The 15,752-nt window shown below is 35.2% G+C and carries 17 protein-coding genes and 1 riboswitch; of the genes, 5 read left to right on the top strand and 12 right to left on the bottom strand.

All coding sequences use genetic code 11. The features are described 5' to 3' along the window. Window positions 1-19 precede the first annotated feature (19 nt). Window positions 20-571 carry a biliverdin-producing heme oxygenase gene (locus tag F3J23_RS02965; protein ID WP_167023836.1) on the top strand — a complete coding sequence of 184 codons (552 nt, stop codon included), beginning with the start codon at window positions 20-22 and terminating at the stop codon, window positions 569-571. 116 nt (window positions 572-687) lie between these two features. Continuing rightward, entirely contained in the window at window positions 688-1,614 is a 927-nt protein-coding gene (locus tag F3J23_RS02970) for a malate dehydrogenase (RefSeq protein ID WP_045500033.1), read from the top strand. 176 nt (window positions 1,615-1,790) lie between these two features. Here the strand turns inward: F3J23_RS02970 and F3J23_RS02975 are convergent, their stop codons facing one another. The 5 genes from F3J23_RS02975 to F3J23_RS02995 form a co-directional block, all read right to left on the bottom strand. Next, complete coding sequence (locus tag F3J23_RS02975) at window positions 1,791-2,513, bottom strand: DUF1963 domain-containing protein (RefSeq protein ID WP_167023839.1); 723 nt, start codon at window positions 2,511-2,513, stop codon at window positions 1,791-1,793. Window positions 2,514-2,671: 158 nt separating this feature from the next. Next, complete coding sequence (locus F3J23_RS02980) at window positions 2,672-3,727, bottom strand: tetratricopeptide repeat protein (protein WP_167023842.1); 1,056 nt, start codon at window positions 3,725-3,727, stop codon at window positions 2,672-2,674. Window positions 3,728-3,821: 94 nt separating this feature from the next. Beyond that, the gene (locus F3J23_RS02985; protein ID WP_167023845.1) at window positions 3,822-4,058 is read right to left on the bottom strand and encodes a hypothetical protein; all 237 of its coding nucleotides are present in this window, start codon (window positions 4,056-4,058) and stop codon (window positions 3,822-3,824) included. Window positions 4,059-4,151: 93 nt separating this feature from the next. After that, entirely contained in the window at window positions 4,152-4,688 is a 537-nt protein-coding gene (locus F3J23_RS02990) for a GNAT family N-acetyltransferase (protein ID WP_167023848.1), read from the bottom strand. Between the two features lie 28 nt (window positions 4,689-4,716). Beyond that, window positions 4,717-5,505, bottom strand: coding sequence for a hypothetical protein (locus F3J23_RS02995; RefSeq protein WP_167023851.1), 789 nt, complete (start codon window positions 5,503-5,505; stop codon window positions 4,717-4,719). Between the two features lie 103 nt (window positions 5,506-5,608). Here F3J23_RS02995 and pafA point away from each other — a divergent pair, with 103 nt between their 5' ends. The 3 genes from pafA to F3J23_RS03010 all read left to right on the top strand — a co-directional run bounded on the left by pafA (window position 5,609) and on the right by F3J23_RS03010 (window position 10,627). Further along, entirely contained in the window at window positions 5,609-7,255 is a 1,647-nt protein-coding gene (pafA, locus tag F3J23_RS03000; protein ID WP_167023854.1) for an alkaline phosphatase PafA, read from the top strand. A gap of 267 nt (window positions 7,256-7,522) precedes the next feature. After that, a riboswitch (cobalamin riboswitch) is annotated at window positions 7,523-7,700 on the top strand. 32 nt (window positions 7,701-7,732) lie between these two features. Beyond that, window positions 7,733-9,574 carry a TonB-dependent receptor plug domain-containing protein gene (locus F3J23_RS03005; RefSeq protein ID WP_167023857.1) on the top strand — a complete coding sequence of 614 codons (1,842 nt, stop codon included), beginning with the start codon at window positions 7,733-7,735 and terminating at the stop codon, window positions 9,572-9,574. 9 nt (window positions 9,575-9,583) lie between these two features. Then, entirely contained in the window at window positions 9,584-10,627 is a 1,044-nt protein-coding gene (locus tag F3J23_RS03010; protein WP_167023860.1) for a DUF5074 domain-containing protein, read from the top strand. A 159-nt stretch (window positions 10,628-10,786) separates the two neighbouring features. Here the strand turns inward: F3J23_RS03010 and F3J23_RS03015 are convergent, their stop codons facing one another. The 7 genes from F3J23_RS03015 to F3J23_RS03045 all read right to left on the bottom strand — a co-directional run bounded on the left by F3J23_RS03015 (window position 10,787) and on the right by F3J23_RS03045 (window position 15,733). After that, window positions 10,787-12,205 (bottom strand): CCA tRNA nucleotidyltransferase, encoded by a 1,419-nt coding sequence (locus F3J23_RS03015; protein WP_167023863.1) that lies wholly within the window; start codon window positions 12,203-12,205, stop codon window positions 10,787-10,789. A 37-nt stretch (window positions 12,206-12,242) separates the two neighbouring features. Continuing rightward, window positions 12,243-12,587 carry a nuclear transport factor 2 family protein gene (locus F3J23_RS03020; RefSeq protein ID WP_167023866.1) on the bottom strand — a complete coding sequence of 115 codons (345 nt, stop codon included), beginning with the start codon at window positions 12,585-12,587 and terminating at the stop codon, window positions 12,243-12,245. Window positions 12,588-12,694: 107 nt separating this feature from the next. Further along, on the bottom strand, window positions 12,695-13,243 hold the full coding sequence (locus F3J23_RS03025; protein WP_167023869.1) for an L-threonylcarbamoyladenylate synthase: 549 nt from the start codon (window positions 13,241-13,243) through the stop codon (window positions 12,695-12,697). 267 nt (window positions 13,244-13,510) lie between these two features. Next, window positions 13,511-14,107, bottom strand: coding sequence for a hypothetical protein (locus F3J23_RS03030; protein WP_167023872.1), 597 nt, complete (start codon window positions 14,105-14,107; stop codon window positions 13,511-13,513). Between the two features lie 68 nt (window positions 14,108-14,175). Next, window positions 14,176-14,688: a DinB family protein gene (locus F3J23_RS03035; protein ID WP_167023875.1), complete on the bottom strand. Its 513-nt coding sequence runs from the start codon at window positions 14,686-14,688 to the stop codon at window positions 14,176-14,178. A 104-nt stretch (window positions 14,689-14,792) separates the two neighbouring features. Next, window positions 14,793-15,245, bottom strand: a complete 453-nt coding sequence (locus tag F3J23_RS03040) for a GNAT family N-acetyltransferase (RefSeq protein ID WP_167023878.1) — start codon at window positions 15,243-15,245, stop codon at window positions 14,793-14,795. A gap of 5 nt (window positions 15,246-15,250) precedes the next feature. Then, window positions 15,251-15,733, bottom strand: a complete 483-nt coding sequence (locus tag F3J23_RS03045) for a DUF4440 domain-containing protein (protein ID WP_167023881.1) — start codon at window positions 15,731-15,733, stop codon at window positions 15,251-15,253. Between the last annotated feature and the right edge of the window lie 19 nt (window positions 15,734-15,752).

Consider the following 15,752-nt stretch of genomic DNA (forward strand, 5'->3'; position numbering starts at 1 on the left):
AACTTTTAAAACGTTATTTATGGTATCAGAATATCTTAAACAAAATACTGCAGAATATCACGATGCAGCAGAGAAACTCTTTAATTCTGAGAAAATTTTTAATAAGACTTTCACCTTAGAAGATTATAAAAAGATCATCCACACCAATTATCTGATGCTTCTTCACAGTGAAAATAAAATATTCAGCAGCCTTTCCGGCAAGTATGCTGAGAAACTTCAGCTTGATGAGAGAAAAAAGCTTTCTCTTATTGAAAAAGATCTTAAAAGCCTTTCTCTGGATCATCAGACTCCTTCCCACGATCTTGAATTCGATAACGAGCATGAAGCGTTGGGAGCGATGTACGTGATTGAAGGTTCTACGTTAGGGGGAAATGTTATTGCAAAACAGCTGTCTAAAACGGAAGGCTTTGATGCCGTTACTTTCAACTTTTTCGGATGTTATCAGGAAAATACGGGACCCATGTGGAAAAACTTCAAAGAGGTTCTGGATACTGAGGTGGCCGAAGAAAACTACAATGAAGTGCTTTCCGGAGCGAAAAAGCTATATACGTTTTTACTGAACGTCAACTAATTTATTTTAATTCTAATTAAATTCCTGAAAAATTGCGCATTTTTTCAGGAATTATTAAATTTGGGGAGTTTCAAATTTAAACTTAACTAACAAAAAATAATTTAAAAAGTAACAATATGAAAGTAACTGTAGTAGGTGCAGGCGCTGTAGGAGCAAGCTGTGCGGAATACATCGCAATGAAGAACTTCTGTTCGGAAGTAGTTTTAGTAGACATTAAAGAAGGGTTTGCTGAAGGTAAGGCAATGGATTTGATGCAAACTGCGTCTCTTAACGGATTTGATACAAAAATTACGGGTACAACAGGAGATTACAGCAAAACTGCAGGTTCTCATGTAGCAGTAATCACTTCAGGGATTCCAAGAAAACCTGGGATGACAAGAGAAGAGCTGATCGGTATCAATGCCGGTATCGTGAAGGAGGTTACTGAAAACTTAGTAAAACATTCTCCGGAAGTAATCATCATCGTAGTTTCTAACCCAATGGATACTATGGCTTACCTGGTTCACAAAACTTCAGGTCTTCCTAAGCATAAAATCATTGGTATGGGTGGTGCATTAGATTCAGCGAGATTCAAATACAGATTGGCTGAAGCTTTAGAAGCTCCTATTTCTGATGTTGACGGTATGGTAATCGCTGCTCACAGTGATACAGGTATGCTTCCATTATTGAGCAAAGCTACAAGAAATGGGGTTCCTGTAACTGAGTTCTTAAGTGAAGATCAACAAAAATATGTAATTGAAGAAACTAAAGTTGGAGGTGCTACTCTTACTAAATTATTAGGAACTTCTGCTTGGTATGCTCCAGGTGCAGCAGTTTCTGTAATGGTTCAGGCAATTGCTTGTGACCAAAAGAAAATGATTCCTTGTTCTTTAATGCTTGAAGGAGAATACGGGCAAAACGATATCTGCTTAGGTGTTCCTGCTATTATTGGAGCAAACGGAGTAGAATCAATTGTAAATGTAACTTTGACTGCTGAAGAGCAATTGAAATTCGCTGAAGCTGCTAATGCAGTAAGAGAGGTGAATGGAGATCTTAAATTTTAATTATTGATCTGCTTTAGGCAGGAATTAAAATAAATAATAACAGGCTGTTTCATTGGAAACGGTCTGTTTTGTTTTTGATAATTTCATAATTATAAACTGTGAATACTAAATTACTTTGTTGTTTTCACAAACTGACTGACAGCTTCCACAAAGTTTTTATTTTTCTAATAATTCAATCAATAAAAATCATAGTACAAGCTCCATTCTTTGGTTTCACTATTTTTGGCAAACATAAAGCTTCCGCTGTCTACCACATTCAGCTGGGCTTTATTATCTGATGAAACCTGAAAAACATATTCAAAACCTTTTCCGAAGCCATCCTTGATTCCAATGCCCGGTTGGCAATAAGAAGGGTAACCACCTAATTTAGTACTATAACAATGTTCCATGATATCATAATAACTATTGATAATTCCTTCTTCTTCAAGCTCCAGAATTTTATCTTCCATTTCACCTTCCAGATCTTCGAGACCGCCGCCATCCCATATAGGAGCGTCTTTAGTAAATAACTTGGAGCTTAATGGGAATGGTTTTAAGTAAGAGGTTGAACTTTTCAGGTCTTTAATAACTATTTCTTCTAGATTTTCATATTCTCGGATTATCCAATGGTCTCCCATCTTTTCCAGTGCATCCGGAAAATCGTGTGATATAAAGACTGTTATTAACTTTTTGTCTTTGATTTGTTCAGGTACAAAAGGCTGGTTAGGAAGGTAGAGCTGTATGAGCGGCATCATCTGTTTTCCTTCTTTGTCTAATGGTATTTCTTCAGATTCAGCATAGGCAAAAACACGGCCGATCCATGATTCTTCCAATGTATTCTGAGGTCTGAATCCCCCGGTTAAAAATTCTGTTGCCGGTCTTTCTACATGATTTTTTATTTCCTGAATTTTGTTGTCCATTTTTAGAATTTTGAATTGGAAATTCTTCTCTTTCTTATATCTGTTCATTTTTTCTGTAAATTTTCTCTGAAAGTGCATGCTGAAGTATCGCTCAGCTTTCGGCTGAAAATGGAGTGAGAGAATGAATGTATTTGAGAAGGTTTTTCATTAATGAAATATTACTTTCTTATCTGATCGGATAGATACAGATTATTTTTGTCGATCTTAAGAATATTAGTGCTGGTAGTATACCATTCCACAAATTTATCATATTCTGATTTATTATTGGCCTGCCAGTTTTTAAAAGCTTCCTGATCTCCTATCTGAAAAATGTAATGATTATAAGCATTGAATATATTATTGTCTTCCATTGTTTTATGATAGCTTAGCAATACATTTGGGGCATTGTTATCTTTGAAATATCCGGCTATGAGTTTTCTCCTTATTGAAGATAGTGTGTCGAGATTAATCTCTTTTTGATCAAGGATTCCCAGCATAAAGTATTTACCAAAAATAATACAGAAGGGAATTTTTTTGACACTAATATCCATGATCGCTTCACAAAGATCTACTTTTACTGAATCTTGATTATTAAAAGTTACAGCTTTTTTGTAATTATCATATAAAAGCTTACTCATTTCCTGAGTTCGGGATGTAGTACGCTCCAGATTTAGAAATATTTCACCATACATAAGGCCATACAGAATATTGGGAGAATTCAAGTATAACTTGGAAATCTTGTAATAATTCGAAGGAAATGAAGGTTCTGCTTTGATTCCATCTTCATAACTCACAATGGCTTCTTTGAACTTTTCCTGAAGCTCCAGCACAACTCCTTTTTCAAGATGTAGCCTTCCGGAAGAAGGAAATTTTTTTAGACCTTCATTGTAAATTTTTATTGCCTGTTCAGGATTGTTTAAGTAATCATATGTATTACCAAGAAGTGCATAATAACGGTCATTAAGATTAGAATACCCTTTAATTTTTTCCAGTTGTAAAATAGCATTTTTATAATCTGCTTTTTTAGTATATGCTAGAGCAATTTCATAGGGATATGTATGATCCTTAGGGTCAACTTTTTCACATTGTTTCAATAAGGCAATGCTTTCATCATATTTTCCATCATCCATTAACTGGACAGCATCATAAATTTCTTTGCATTTAAAAGTCTTTTCTTGTGCATGTAATGGTGATAATAAAGCGATTGCTGGTATTAAATAAGCTTTTTTTAACATGAGTATCTGTATTAGTTCAGATGCAAATATGCATTTATTATATTGTAAATAAAAAAGAGCGGAAAAGCCGCCCTTAATTTATCTAACAATATATTTAAATATAAACACATCCACATCCTACTTCCCATTCCTGGCAAAGACGCTGCGGTTCATTGCAAGGTCCGCCACCTCCGGGGCCGCCGCCATTGCTTCTATAACAGGTACCGTTGCTGCAGTAATAGTTGCCTGCTGTAGGAGGACAATAGCCATTACTGTCGCATAACGCATATGCTGTGTCTCCACCGGCAATCAATACTAGTTGATTTCTCTTTAATTTCTTTAAATTTTTCATAGTAATTAATGTTTTTAATTTGTTGATTACTAATGTAGAAAAATTTTAACACACCGACAAGTGTTTTAATAATTAAGATCTGATGCTTGGAAACTACTCTAGATCTAAGGTCATAAAAAGAGCTGTTTCATCAGAATTTTCATATAATCTGGTATTGAGACCGGTGATATTAAAGCCTATTCTTCTGTAAAATTGTATGGCAGGGTAGTTGGTGTTTTGTGTTTCAAGTTCAATTACTCTGCAGCCTAGCTTTCGGGCTTCTTTAATAGCATTTTTGATCAGCATAATCCCGATTCCCTGTCTTCGGTGCTTTTCATCAATCAGGATATTTTCTATGTAAAAGCTGTTGTTCCATGTTCTTTGTTCGCATATGATCCATCCGGCTAATTCACCATTAATAAAAGCTCCGAAAGAACTGTTTTTTTCAATGATGTTGTTAAGCTCTTCAAATTCTTCAGAAGTTGTTTCCCATGTTTTGGTATAAGGCAAAGCTTTTTGTTTTAAGGTAAACTCAAAAGAACTTCCAAATTCAATAGATGAAACCACGTATCTTGTATCCGTTGTGTATCCGTTATGTCCCCAATTGAAACCTGGATCGTGAGTTAATTTTTGTAGTTTTTTTATTTCCATGAAACTGCTTTATAAAATTGAAGTGTTTTTATTTCTTATTTATAATATACTCTTCATCTGTGATGATATTTATGTGAGGGCCGTTTAACGGATAATGTTGAAGTCCTTCAAGATGTCCGAAGTGGAGGAGAGGGAACTTTTCGGTCAGATGTCGTACTTTACTTCCAAAAGAATTAATATGAACGTTTTGAATGGCATCTTTTTTTTGTCTGCCATTGGTAAAAAAGAGCATCAGGTTGCAATGATCCTTAAAATCGGAATCATTATAATAAAATACGTTGAGGTTTTCTTCATTACAGATATGAACCAGATCATTAATAAGGTCATTTTTGTCAGCTAAAGGAAGGTTGCAATCGATTCGGATGGAGAAGTTTTCAGCATTATTTTCCTTGAAATCAGAGCTGGCCATCTGAATAAACCGATGTTCTATATTTTCAAACTTTTCCTGTTCCGGGCGGTAATTTTTACTAGACAACACATCAATAGGTGCCTGTATATCCAATAAAACAGCATTTTCACGGGATAGCAATTTCTCAATCTCAATGGCAAACTGAAAATGATAATCAAAAAGCATAAAATCTCCAGTGGTAATTATCAGTTGGCTGCCACTTATTTTTAGATGTAAATACGTTTTGGGAAACTGTGTTTTCAGGTCTTCCAGTTTTTTTATAAAATCTTCAGGATTTTCTAATTGTACCTTTGTTTCGAGCTCGGCCGGGTTATTAGCATGGCCGCCATAGCCCCGAAAGAATTTGAAAAATTGAAAATCATATAAATTTTCAGGAAATTTATAATACCAGTATACGCCTAAAATCATAGTAGAATCTCTTGGAATTGAATGAAATTCAAATTTAAATAAAATTTCACACTCCAAAACTTTCAAAACCCTTAAATTTGTTGTCAATAAAAATTTTACTTGGATGCTTAGGAACATTTCAATTGCGGCAGCTACTTTATTGTCCGTAGTTACAATCAATGCACAGAAGAACAAAAATACCCAACTTGAAAGACCGAAATTAGTGGTAGGTCTGGTAGTAGACCAGATGCGTTGGGATTATCTGTACCGTTTTTACGGAAAATACGGAAATGAAGGCTTCAAAAGATTATTGAATACCGGATATTCTTTAAATAATGTTCATATTCCTTATGTTCCTACCATTACGGCTTTGGGGCATACTTGTATTTATACAGGATCTGTACCTGCTATTCACGGTATTGCCGGAAATGACTGGACGGATAAAGAAACTGGTAAAGGAGTATATTGTACTGCGGATGAAAGTGTTCAGCCGGTAGGAACAACCAATGCAAAAATAGGAAGCCACTCACCGAAAAACCTTTGGTCAACAACCGTTACCGATGAATTAAGACTGGCAACCAACTTCCAGGGGAAAGTAATCGGAGTTTCTCTGAAAGACCGTGCTTCTATTCTTCCTGCAGGCCATACGCCTAATGGAGCTTTCTGGTTTGATGACAGTACTGGGAATTTCATTACAAGTACATGGTATATGAATGATCTTCCTCAATGGGTAAAATCATTCAATTCACAGAATCTTCCTGAAAAATTAGTAGCGAATGGTTGGAATACCCTGCTTCCTATCAATCAGTATACGGAAAGTTCGCCAGACAATTCTTCATGGGAAGGTCTGTTAGGAAGTGCAAAAACACCTACTTTCCCTTACAGTAATTTAGCTCAGGATTATCAGAATAAAAAAGACAACATTCGTTATACACCTTTCGGAAATACACTGACCTTGAAGTTGGCTGAAGCTTCTGTAGAAGGAGAAAAACTGGGGGGAGACAATATTACTGACTTTTTAGCAATCAACCTTGCTTCTACAGATTATGCCGGACATAAATTTGGGCCTAATTCTATTGAAGTTGAAGATGTTTATATCAGATTAGATCAGGATCTTGCAGAATTCTTCAAATATCTGGATTCAAAAGTAGGAAAAGGAGAGTATACTGTTTTCTTATCTGCCGATCACGGTGGCGCTCACTCTGTAGGATTTCTTAAGGAGCATAAAATCCCGACTGGTTTCTTCGGTGAAGGAGCAGAGAAGAATCTTAATCAGAAACTTAAAGATAAATTCGGGGCTGATCAGCTGATTAACGCTATTGATAATTATCAGATCTATTTTGACAGAAAAGTATTGGCAGACAAAAAACTTGAACTGGATGATGTGAAAGATTTTACGGTGAAAGAACTGGAAAAAGATCCTACTGTTTTATATGCTGTTGATGTGGAGAAAGTTCAGGGATCTAGTATTCCGGAGCCAATCAAACAGAGAATCATTAACGGTATCAACAGACAGAGAAGTGGAGATATCCAGTTAATTTCTCATGATTCTATGCTTCCTCCGTATTCTAAAACCGGAACAACACATAGCGTATGGAATTCTTATGATTCACACATTCCATTAATTTTCATGGGATGGGGAGTACAGCATGGGGAAAGTAATAAAGCATATCATATGACGGATATTGCGCCTACCGTATCTTCTCTATTGAAAATTCAGTTCCCAAGCGGAAATGTAGGAAACCCGATTACTGAAGTTATCGGTAAATAGTATAACATATAACATATAAAAATATTAATAGGAACGGGCTTTAGCCCGTTTTTGCATTATATACCATTGTATTGGCTTTAGCCCAAACTTATATCCCGGATAATTTAGACTTATTTTTTGTAAAATTAAATTCAACAATTTTTATTGATTTGATAGCTAATAAATATCCAGTTTTAAATTCATATGTAATAATTAAACATTTAAATCCACCAAAAGACCGCGTATGTGCTCTCTGAGTTCACTTTTTGGGGAATACATATAAAAACCTATCTTTGCAAAAATTTTGGTTTCCAGTATATTGGAATGAAAAGGGAATCGGGTGAAACTCCCGGACTGTCCCCGCAACTGTAAATCGCAATACAATTTTCTGTAAAAAGCCACTGTATTTAACGGGAAGGCACAGGAAGCGAAAGTCAGGAGACCTGCCGGAATTATAATTTAAAAATCATATTGCTTTCGGAGGAAAAGTAAAAAAGTATGGATATAAAAAGATCTTTAGTACTGCTTTTTTCATCGTATGGCTGTTTTCTTTTTGGACAAGAGAAAGCCATTGATACTATTTATATCTTCGACAATCAGATGAGTAGAGTAAAACTCTTTCATCCTGTGACCACCATTTCGTCAGAAGATGTGGAAAAGAATTCAACTAACCTTTCTGATCTGTTGAGGTTTCAATCTCAGATTTACATTAAAGAAAACGGGCGTGGTGCTGTTTCTTCACCATCTTTCAGAGGAACTACTGCACAGCAGACTGCTTTTGTATGGAACGGAATTAATATCAACTCCAGTTTTTTGGGACAGGGAGACGTAAATAATATTCCTACATTCGGGTATGATCAGATTGGGGTGAAATCCGGCGGGGGAAGTGTGATCTATGGAAGCGGAGCAATCGGAGGAAGCATTCACCTAAATAATACACTCGATTTTAATAAAGGCTTTCATGGCTCATTATTTTCAGAAGCAGCATCATTCAATACCTATAATAATTTTGTTAAAGGTTCTTATAGTAATGATAAATTCAGTTTTAAAGTTTCCGGAAATTATGTGAGCAGCGAAAACAATTATGAAGTCCCTGAATTTGTTGTAGGAAGCACAGGTTTTACAAATATCAACGGCAGGTATTACAATACGTCAGTCAATATCGGAGCTTCTTATAAGATTGCAGCTCATCAGACTATTTCCTGGCAGAATCAGATGTTTGATGCTTCACAGCATTATCCGATTTTTGAAGCGAATGGAAATAAGACAAAATATAATGCACAGACGTTGAGAAGCCTTATTTCTTGGGATATTAATAAAACGAATCTGTCAAACAGCTTAAAAGCGGCTTATACCGAAGATAATTACCAGTATTTTTCAGATATTGCTTCAACGAAATCGAGCGGTGCAGCAGGGAAAAATTATATTTTTAAAAACGATTTTAATTATTTTATTACTCCTAAACTCAACATCAATGCGATTGGGGAATTTCAGGTTAATAAAGGAAAAGGTTATGATACAGGATTCGGATCAATCAGTAGAAATATAGGCTCTTTAGCCGGCTTGGTCAGATATTTTGCAACAAAAGATTTCAGTCTGGAAGCCGGAATCAAAAAAGATTTTGTAGAAGATATCTCATCTCCGGTTTTATATTCATTTTCAGGAAAATGGGATATAGTAAAATGGTATCATGTGGGGGCGAACTTTTCAAAGAATTTCAGATATCCTTCTTTTAATGATCTTTATTGGCAGCCGGGAGGAAATCTTAATCTACAGCCGGAAACCTCTTCTAATATCGATATGAACCATGAATTCAGATTCGGAAATCTTAAAGTGATGCTGAGTCCGTATTATATGGATATTAAAAATCTTATCAGCTGGATGCCTACTCCTGAAGGATATTGGGCACCTTTCAATACATCGAAAGCTGAATCTTACGGTCTGGAATCTCAGGTTACCTGGAACAGAAGTTTTGGAAAACATAGTCTGAAGCTGAATGGTAGCTATACCTATTCGAAATCAATTAATAAAGATACCCGGATGCAAATGATGTATGTTCCCCTTCATAAAGCGGTCGGAAACATAGATTATCGCTATGATTTCATTAAAGTGTACGTACAGGGGCTTTTTAATGGACTTACATATACCACATCCGACGAAAAAAGATCTTCAGCGATTGATCCGTATTTTATTGTCAATGCCGGAATTTCCGCAGATCTTTTCAAAAAGTACACTTTAGGATTTAAAGTGAACAATATTACCAATACTGTTTACCAGACGGTATCTTTTTATCCGATGCCTAAGAGAAATTACAGTATTTATGCAAGTATTAATTTTTAAAACGAAAATATGAAACGTAACAAATTTTTACACCTTCTTTTTGCTTTTACCCTTCTTTTGGGTGTGGCATCTTGTAGCACAGACAGTACTGTAGAAAATGAAGTATTCTACGGAAACGGATTCCTGATTGCCAATGAAGGTAAATATGGAACTCCAAGTGCAGAAGTAACTTTTGTAACTCCTGATCTTTCCCTTAAGCAGGATGATATTTTTTCACAGAATAATGGAGGAGCAAAATTAGGTGACGTATTACAAACGATTTCCGTGTATGGAGATAAAGTGTATTTATTGCTGAATAATTCTAATAAAATTCAGATTGTTAACCGTTCCAACTTCAAAGCAACAGGTCAAATAACAAACGGACTTGATAACCCTCGTTATATGGCTTTTGCCAACAACAATCTCTATGTGACGAATGATAAGTATCAGGGAGATAAATACGTGAGTATCTACAAGGCATCAGACCTTTCTTTTGTTAAAAAAATCACATTTACAGATCCTGTTGAAAGAGTGGTAGAAGCTCAGAATAATATCTTCGTACAGAATGCATCATTCGGTTTTGGAAACAAGATCACAATGATCAATACATCAACGAATGATATTCAGTCTACCATTACATTACCCAATGGAGATATCAGCAAAATTATTTCTAACAACCAGAATGTTTACGCGATTGCCGGAGGTACAACAGATTCTTATATCTATCAGATCTCAAGCGCTGGGAATATTACTAAAACAACTACTTTAACAGGAATTGCCAATGCTAAAAACATTGAAATTTCAAACGGAAAATATTACTTTACTTCAGGGAAAAACGTTTATACAATGGATATGAGTGCTACTACAGCTCCTACCTCCCCGTTATTTACGGTAGCCAACAGTGTTGATCAATATTCTGCTCTTTATGGATTCAGTGTGGTAAACGGTATGATCTTTACTTCCGATTCAAACGGATTTACTAAAGCAAGTACTATTGTAGTTTACAATACTTCAGGATCTATTATCAAGACATTCTCTGCAGGTATTGGCTCAAACGGAGTATATTGGAACTAAAAGATTAATACTTCGGTATTAATATTTTATTTTTTCATCATTTGTGTTTTTTTCCGGCCGGTTTCGAAGAAACCGGCCGGCTTTGTTTTCAGTAATAATCATATAAAAACCCGGCGGGATGGAACATCCCGCCGGGTTAATTTTTAAGAATAGATTATATTATATTTTTAATCCCAGCTTTTCAGCCTCGGCAATCACAAACTTTGCAGCTTCTTCCTTTTCATTAGGAATTTCACCTTCAAGAATTGCTTCTTTTACTTTTTCTTTGAGAATACCGATTTCACGACCCGGCTTAAGGTTAAACATTTCCATGATCTCCTCTCCAGTGATTGGCGGCTGAAAATTTCTTACCTGATCCTTTTCTTCCACCTCCTTGATTTTTACCGCTACATATTCAAAATTTCTTTTGAATTTTTCCTGCTTTTTAGAGTTTTTCGTGGTAATATCTGCTTTACAAAGCGTAAAAAGATCTTCAAGGTCCTCACCTGCATCAAATAAAAGCCTTCTCAGCGCTGAATCTGAAGCGTCATCTGTAATCAGAGCAATAGGACGGGACGAGAGTTTTACCATTTTCTGAACATACTTCATGTCGCTTCCTAATGGTAATTTTAGTCGCTGAAAAAGGGTTTTTACCATTTTTGATCCTAGAAATTCATGGCCATGGAAAGTCCAGCCTGTACCTTCTACAAATTTTTTAGTAGGTGCTTTTCCAATATCGTGAAGCAGAGCAGACCAACGAAGCCATAGGTTATCTGTATTCTCAGAAATATTATCTACTACTTCCAGCGTATGGTAAAAATTATCTTTGTGGGTTTGCCCTTCAACTTCTTCCACTCCTTTAAGTTCGAGCAATTCGGGGATCACCAGCTTTAAAAGTCCGGTTTGTTCCATTAATCTTAATCCCACGGAAGGTTTTACAGACGTCATGATCTTGTTGAATTCCACCATAATTCTTTCCATAGAAACAATTTTGATTCTTTCTGCTTCTTGTCTGATAGCTTCTAAAGAATTTTCTTCCACTTTAAAATTTAAAGTTGATGCAAATCTCACCGCTCTCATCATTCTCAACGGATCATCGGAGTACGTCTGGGCAGGCTCAAGAGGAGTTCTCAGAATTCCTTGTTCAAGATCTTCAACACCATTAAACGGGTCAATCAGCTCTCCAAAATTGTCTTTGTTTAAAGAAATAGCCATTGCATTAATGGTGAAATCTCTTCTTTTTTGGTCATCTTCAAGGCTTCCGCCTTCTACTTCCGGTTTTCGGCTGTTTTCTGTATAGCTTTCCTTCCTTGCGCCTACAAATTCAAGCTCAAGTTCTTTATATTTAATCATCGCGGTTCCATATGTTTTGAAAACAGAAACCTTTAATTTAGGATCAAGATCCTGTGCCACATTTTGGGCAAGTTCAATACCGCTTTGTTCCGTTACAAAGTCAATATCCGTAGAAGCTTTTCTTTTCATCAGAAGATCGCGAACATAACCGCCCACAATATATACGGACTGATTATTCCTTTCCGCTGCTTCAGAAATGGTTTTAAAAAGTTTTAAATTTTTATTTTGATTAAGATTAATTTTCATCGTTAATAATAGTGTCAATTTCTACCAATGTCACTCATTAATCATAATGGGCATACATTTTACTAATTTTTCCTTCGTCATTAAAAAACATGACTTCCACTGCATGTTTATCCATAATGGACTTATAAAATAGCGCTACAGAATCTACTCCCGCCGTTGAATGAATCAGATCAAAATGAAGATCCGGAAACTTATCCAACGCTTTTCTCCAATATTCACGAACTGCTTTTTTTCCCTGCAAAGAGCTCTCCTTACCTCCGGTAGCCATAGCAATCATGGGAGTGGTAATTTCAATATCATCCGAATAATGGGAGAGGATATCCTCCAGATCATGGGCATTCCATGCATTTACCCACATTTGGGCAAATTCCTGATGATTCATAGCAAATAATTTATGAGTTGAGTTTGCAAAGATAAAATTAAAAAAAAGAAATCCTGCCGATATGAATAGACAAGACTCTAAAAAATAAACAAATCGATACCGGATTTTTATTCTCTCAGAACTTTTATCCTGTTGTCACTCCATATTTTGATGACCGAAGAGCCCGAATATTTTGAAACTTTTTCTCTATCTTCTTCAACCGCATAATCTACAAGATCAATCATTTCCTGGGAGATATCAGAGAATTTTAACGGGCTTTTCTCACCACTGAAATTAGCTGATGTGGATACCAATGGTTTATTTAATTTGGAGATCAGTTTTTTACAGAAATCATTCTTTACCAATCGGATTCCGATAGTTCCGTCCTCAGCAAGAAGCTCCTTGGGAAGACCCCTCGGGTTTTCATAAACAATAGTGACCGGTTTTTCACTCAAATCAATAATTTCCCATGCCATTTCCGGAACATCCACAAGGTCCTGTAATCTTTTTTCAGACTCTACAAGAATAATCATGGACTTGTTTTTCTCACGTTTTTTGATGTCAAAAATCTTGTTGACAGCTTCTATGTTAGTCGCATCACAACCTATTCCCCAGATCGTATCGGTAGGGTAAAGAATTGTTCCGCCGGATTTTAATATTTCAATAATATTTTCCATAATTTTATTTGAATTCAAATAGTTGATAAAGGTAGAAAATATAAGAATTTTAGACAAAAAATCAAGATGTAAATATGGATTGATTTTTAAGTTTTGGCTAAAGCCAGAAGATGTGTATATAATGTGAAAACGGGCTAAATCCCGTTCCTATTGATGCTTTGATATGTTGAATGTAATAATTAATAAGTCTATATATATCTTATTCAATAGAAATGGGCTTTAACTCATTCAATTTAAAGTTGAAATTATTTTCAAAATTTATAAAGATTATAACCCGTGAAAAAAAGAATTAAAATAAGTTTCACGTTTTATAGGTTCACTATATTTTGGGTGTAGTATTTTTTTGAAGTCCCTTTTGGTTAAATGTTGAGAAATTAGTACTGTGAAATTTGATCTTGATCCTTCTTTAATTAAAGTATAAAAAATAGCATTATTTGTGAAAAACACAACGGTTGTCTGTTCATATTCTTTTCCAGGACTGTAGAGATCCGTGGCTTCGTTAAGGAAAATAAGATTGTTGGAAGTTTTTGAAACTCTATAGTGATGTTTTTTACCATACTCAATAATTCTGCTTTTTGCTTCTTCTTTAGAAATGACAAATGGAATTTCTTTTAAGCACTTCTCGGTGTATTTACAGTATAAGACATAGATGCTAAAAATGAACAAACATATGAGAATCAGATATTCTAAACTATTATTAAGGGAAGGTTTTATATCTTTGAGTAAAAAAATAGACATGCCAGCCAATACCAAAAAGCCAAAATAGGTTGTAATGGTATCAAACTTATCAAATGTACTTTCCTCAAAAATCAGTTTTTTAGATTGAATACTTTCAGTGATGCTTAATTTTTTTAATGACCTCATCGAAAATTAAGATGGTATTTTGTTTAAATCTTATGATTAAAGAAGCAGAACTTAGAGTTGCCTTTATCTTACATCCATCCCAACTTAGATAAATACCTTTCCTCGATGATATTCAGGTGATGATAATTATGACCTACAATAAGCTTTCCGATGGTTTCCACGCTTACTTCATTACCATTGGCGATTCCTGTTTTTTGCAGAGCGGAAGGCTGAAGAGTTTCAAGCAGGATCTCAGAGGATTTTCTAACCAGTTTATACTCTTCCAATAACGATTCTAAAGTTCTTGTATCAGCAAAAGACTGGTCTGCGTATTCGTTTTCGTCAAAGCCGGGTAGATTATTTTTATCACCTCTGGCAAAGGCCAGCATTCTGTACTGAAAAACTCTTTCCGTGTCTGATAGATGAAGTAAAAGTCCTTTTAGGGTCCATTTTCCTTCAGCGTAAGCAAAATTGGATTGCTCTTCTGTGAGATTAGAATAAATTCCTATTGTTTTATCCGCAGATATTTTTAATTCGTTCAGCCAGTTTTCTGATGGGATCTGATCTAAATATCTTTGAATGTATTTTTGAAAATCAGTCATATTTTTGTTTTTTGGTTATGGATTTGAATCATAAAAATAAGAATTAAGATTGCAGAATGAAATTAAATTCTATTCATTCATCATTTATTTTCTATTTTTAATGATTAGTTGTCTTTGTTCGTCCATTCGTAAAAATTCACAGAATCATAGAGTTCAAAACCGCAGGCAGGATATAATTGATTTCCTACATCGTTGCTTTTCCCTGTTTCCAGAAGTACTCCGCAGGCATTGGATGATCTGCAGAGGTTTTTAGCCTCTTCAATCAATGCTTTGGAATAACCTTTTCCCCTGTGAGATTCGTTGACATAAAGATCATTCAGCAGCCAGTAACGCTGCATTCTTGTAGACGAAAATATAGGATATAATTGAACAAAACCTGTCAGTTTACCTTCGTTTTCTGCCACAAAAATTTCAGAATCGTGGTTTTCTATTCGTTCTTTTAGAAAACTTTCGGCAGCAGGAATGTTGGATTCTTTGTGGTAAAAAATCCTGTATTGGTCAAATAATTCTGCTAATTGATTTAAATCTTTAATAGAAGCTTTTCTGGTGTTTTTCATATGAACTATAAATGATGATCGTAGCTTAATACCCTTTTCATTTTCCATTGTTTATCCTCCAAGACCCACAAAATAGTAAATTTTGCACGGCTTCCCTGAACCCATTTTCCATTGGAAAATTCAAAGAAATCATGTTCCCCTTCTTCTATAAAAGCATACAAAACATTATTATTGTACAAAGGGTACACTTTCATGCTGTTGGGAACGAGGTCCCGTCTTACTTTATTGGGCCCCCCGCAGATATTATTTTTGATGGAAGCTGTAAAGGCTTTTTCTCCGGAAGTAATCCCTCCTTTGTCGTGATAAAACTCGAGATCGTTACTAACGATAGAAGTATAATGAGAAAGATCACATTTATTGAATCCTATATCAAATATCAGACTGTCCAGCTTTTTGGCTGTCTTATATAGTTCATCGGTGGTTTTGACCTGAGAATATATAATCTGACTGAAAAGACTTACGATCAGAAAAAATTGAATCTTTCTCATTATAAATTATTTTAAAATG

Source organism: Chryseobacterium sp. Tr-659 (genome assembly GCF_011752975.1).
In the GTDB taxonomy this organism is placed as follows: domain Bacteria; phylum Bacteroidota; class Bacteroidia; order Flavobacteriales; family Weeksellaceae; genus Chryseobacterium.

Bases quoted from the DNA above. Each gene is read 5' to 3' on its own strand.
- F3J23_RS02980 (WP_167023842.1), bottom strand. From the start codon at position 3,727: ATGTTAAAAAAAGCTTATTTAATACCAGCAATCGCTTTATTATCACCA.
- F3J23_RS03030 (WP_167023872.1), bottom strand. From the start codon at position 14,107: ATGAGGTCATTAAAAAAATTAAGCATCACTGAAAGTATTCAATCTAAA.
- F3J23_RS03005 (WP_167023857.1), top strand. From the start codon at position 7,733: ATGGATATAAAAAGATCTTTAGTACTGCTTTTTTCATCGTATGGCTGT.
- F3J23_RS03045 (WP_167023881.1), bottom strand. From the start codon at position 15,733: ATGAGAAAGATTCAATTTTTTCTGATCGTAAGTCTTTTCAGTCAGATT.
- F3J23_RS03035 (WP_167023875.1), bottom strand. From the start codon at position 14,688: ATGACTGATTTTCAAAAATACATTCAAAGATATTTAGATCAGATCCCA.
- F3J23_RS03040 (WP_167023878.1), bottom strand. From the start codon at position 15,245: ATGAAAAACACCAGAAAAGCTTCTATTAAAGATTTAAATCAATTAGCA.
- F3J23_RS02985 (WP_167023845.1), bottom strand. From the start codon at position 4,058: ATGAAAAATTTAAAGAAATTAAAGAGAAATCAACTAGTATTGATTGCC.
- F3J23_RS03025 (WP_167023869.1), bottom strand. From the start codon at position 13,243: ATGGAAAATATTATTGAAATATTAAAATCCGGCGGAACAATTCTTTAC.
- F3J23_RS02990 (WP_167023848.1), bottom strand. From the start codon at position 4,688: ATGGAAATAAAAAAACTACAAAAATTAACTCACGATCCAGGTTTCAAT.
- pafA (WP_167023854.1), top strand. From the start codon at position 5,609: ATGCTTAGGAACATTTCAATTGCGGCAGCTACTTTATTGTCCGTAGTT.
- F3J23_RS03010 (WP_167023860.1), top strand. From the start codon at position 9,584: ATGAAACGTAACAAATTTTTACACCTTCTTTTTGCTTTTACCCTTCTT.
- F3J23_RS02995 (WP_167023851.1), bottom strand. From the start codon at position 5,505: ATGATTTTAGGCGTATACTGGTATTATAAATTTCCTGAAAATTTATAT.
- F3J23_RS02965 (WP_167023836.1), top strand. From the start codon at position 20: ATGGTATCAGAATATCTTAAACAAAATACTGCAGAATATCACGATGCA.
- F3J23_RS03015 (WP_167023863.1), bottom strand. From the start codon at position 12,205: ATGAAAATTAATCTTAATCAAAATAAAAATTTAAAACTTTTTAAAACC.
- F3J23_RS03020 (WP_167023866.1), bottom strand. From the start codon at position 12,587: ATGAATCATCAGGAATTTGCCCAAATGTGGGTAAATGCATGGAATGCC.
- F3J23_RS02970 (WP_045500033.1), top strand. From the start codon at position 688: ATGAAAGTAACTGTAGTAGGTGCAGGCGCTGTAGGAGCAAGCTGTGCG.
- F3J23_RS02975 (WP_167023839.1), bottom strand. From the start codon at position 2,513: ATGGACAACAAAATTCAGGAAATAAAAAATCATGTAGAAAGACCGGCA.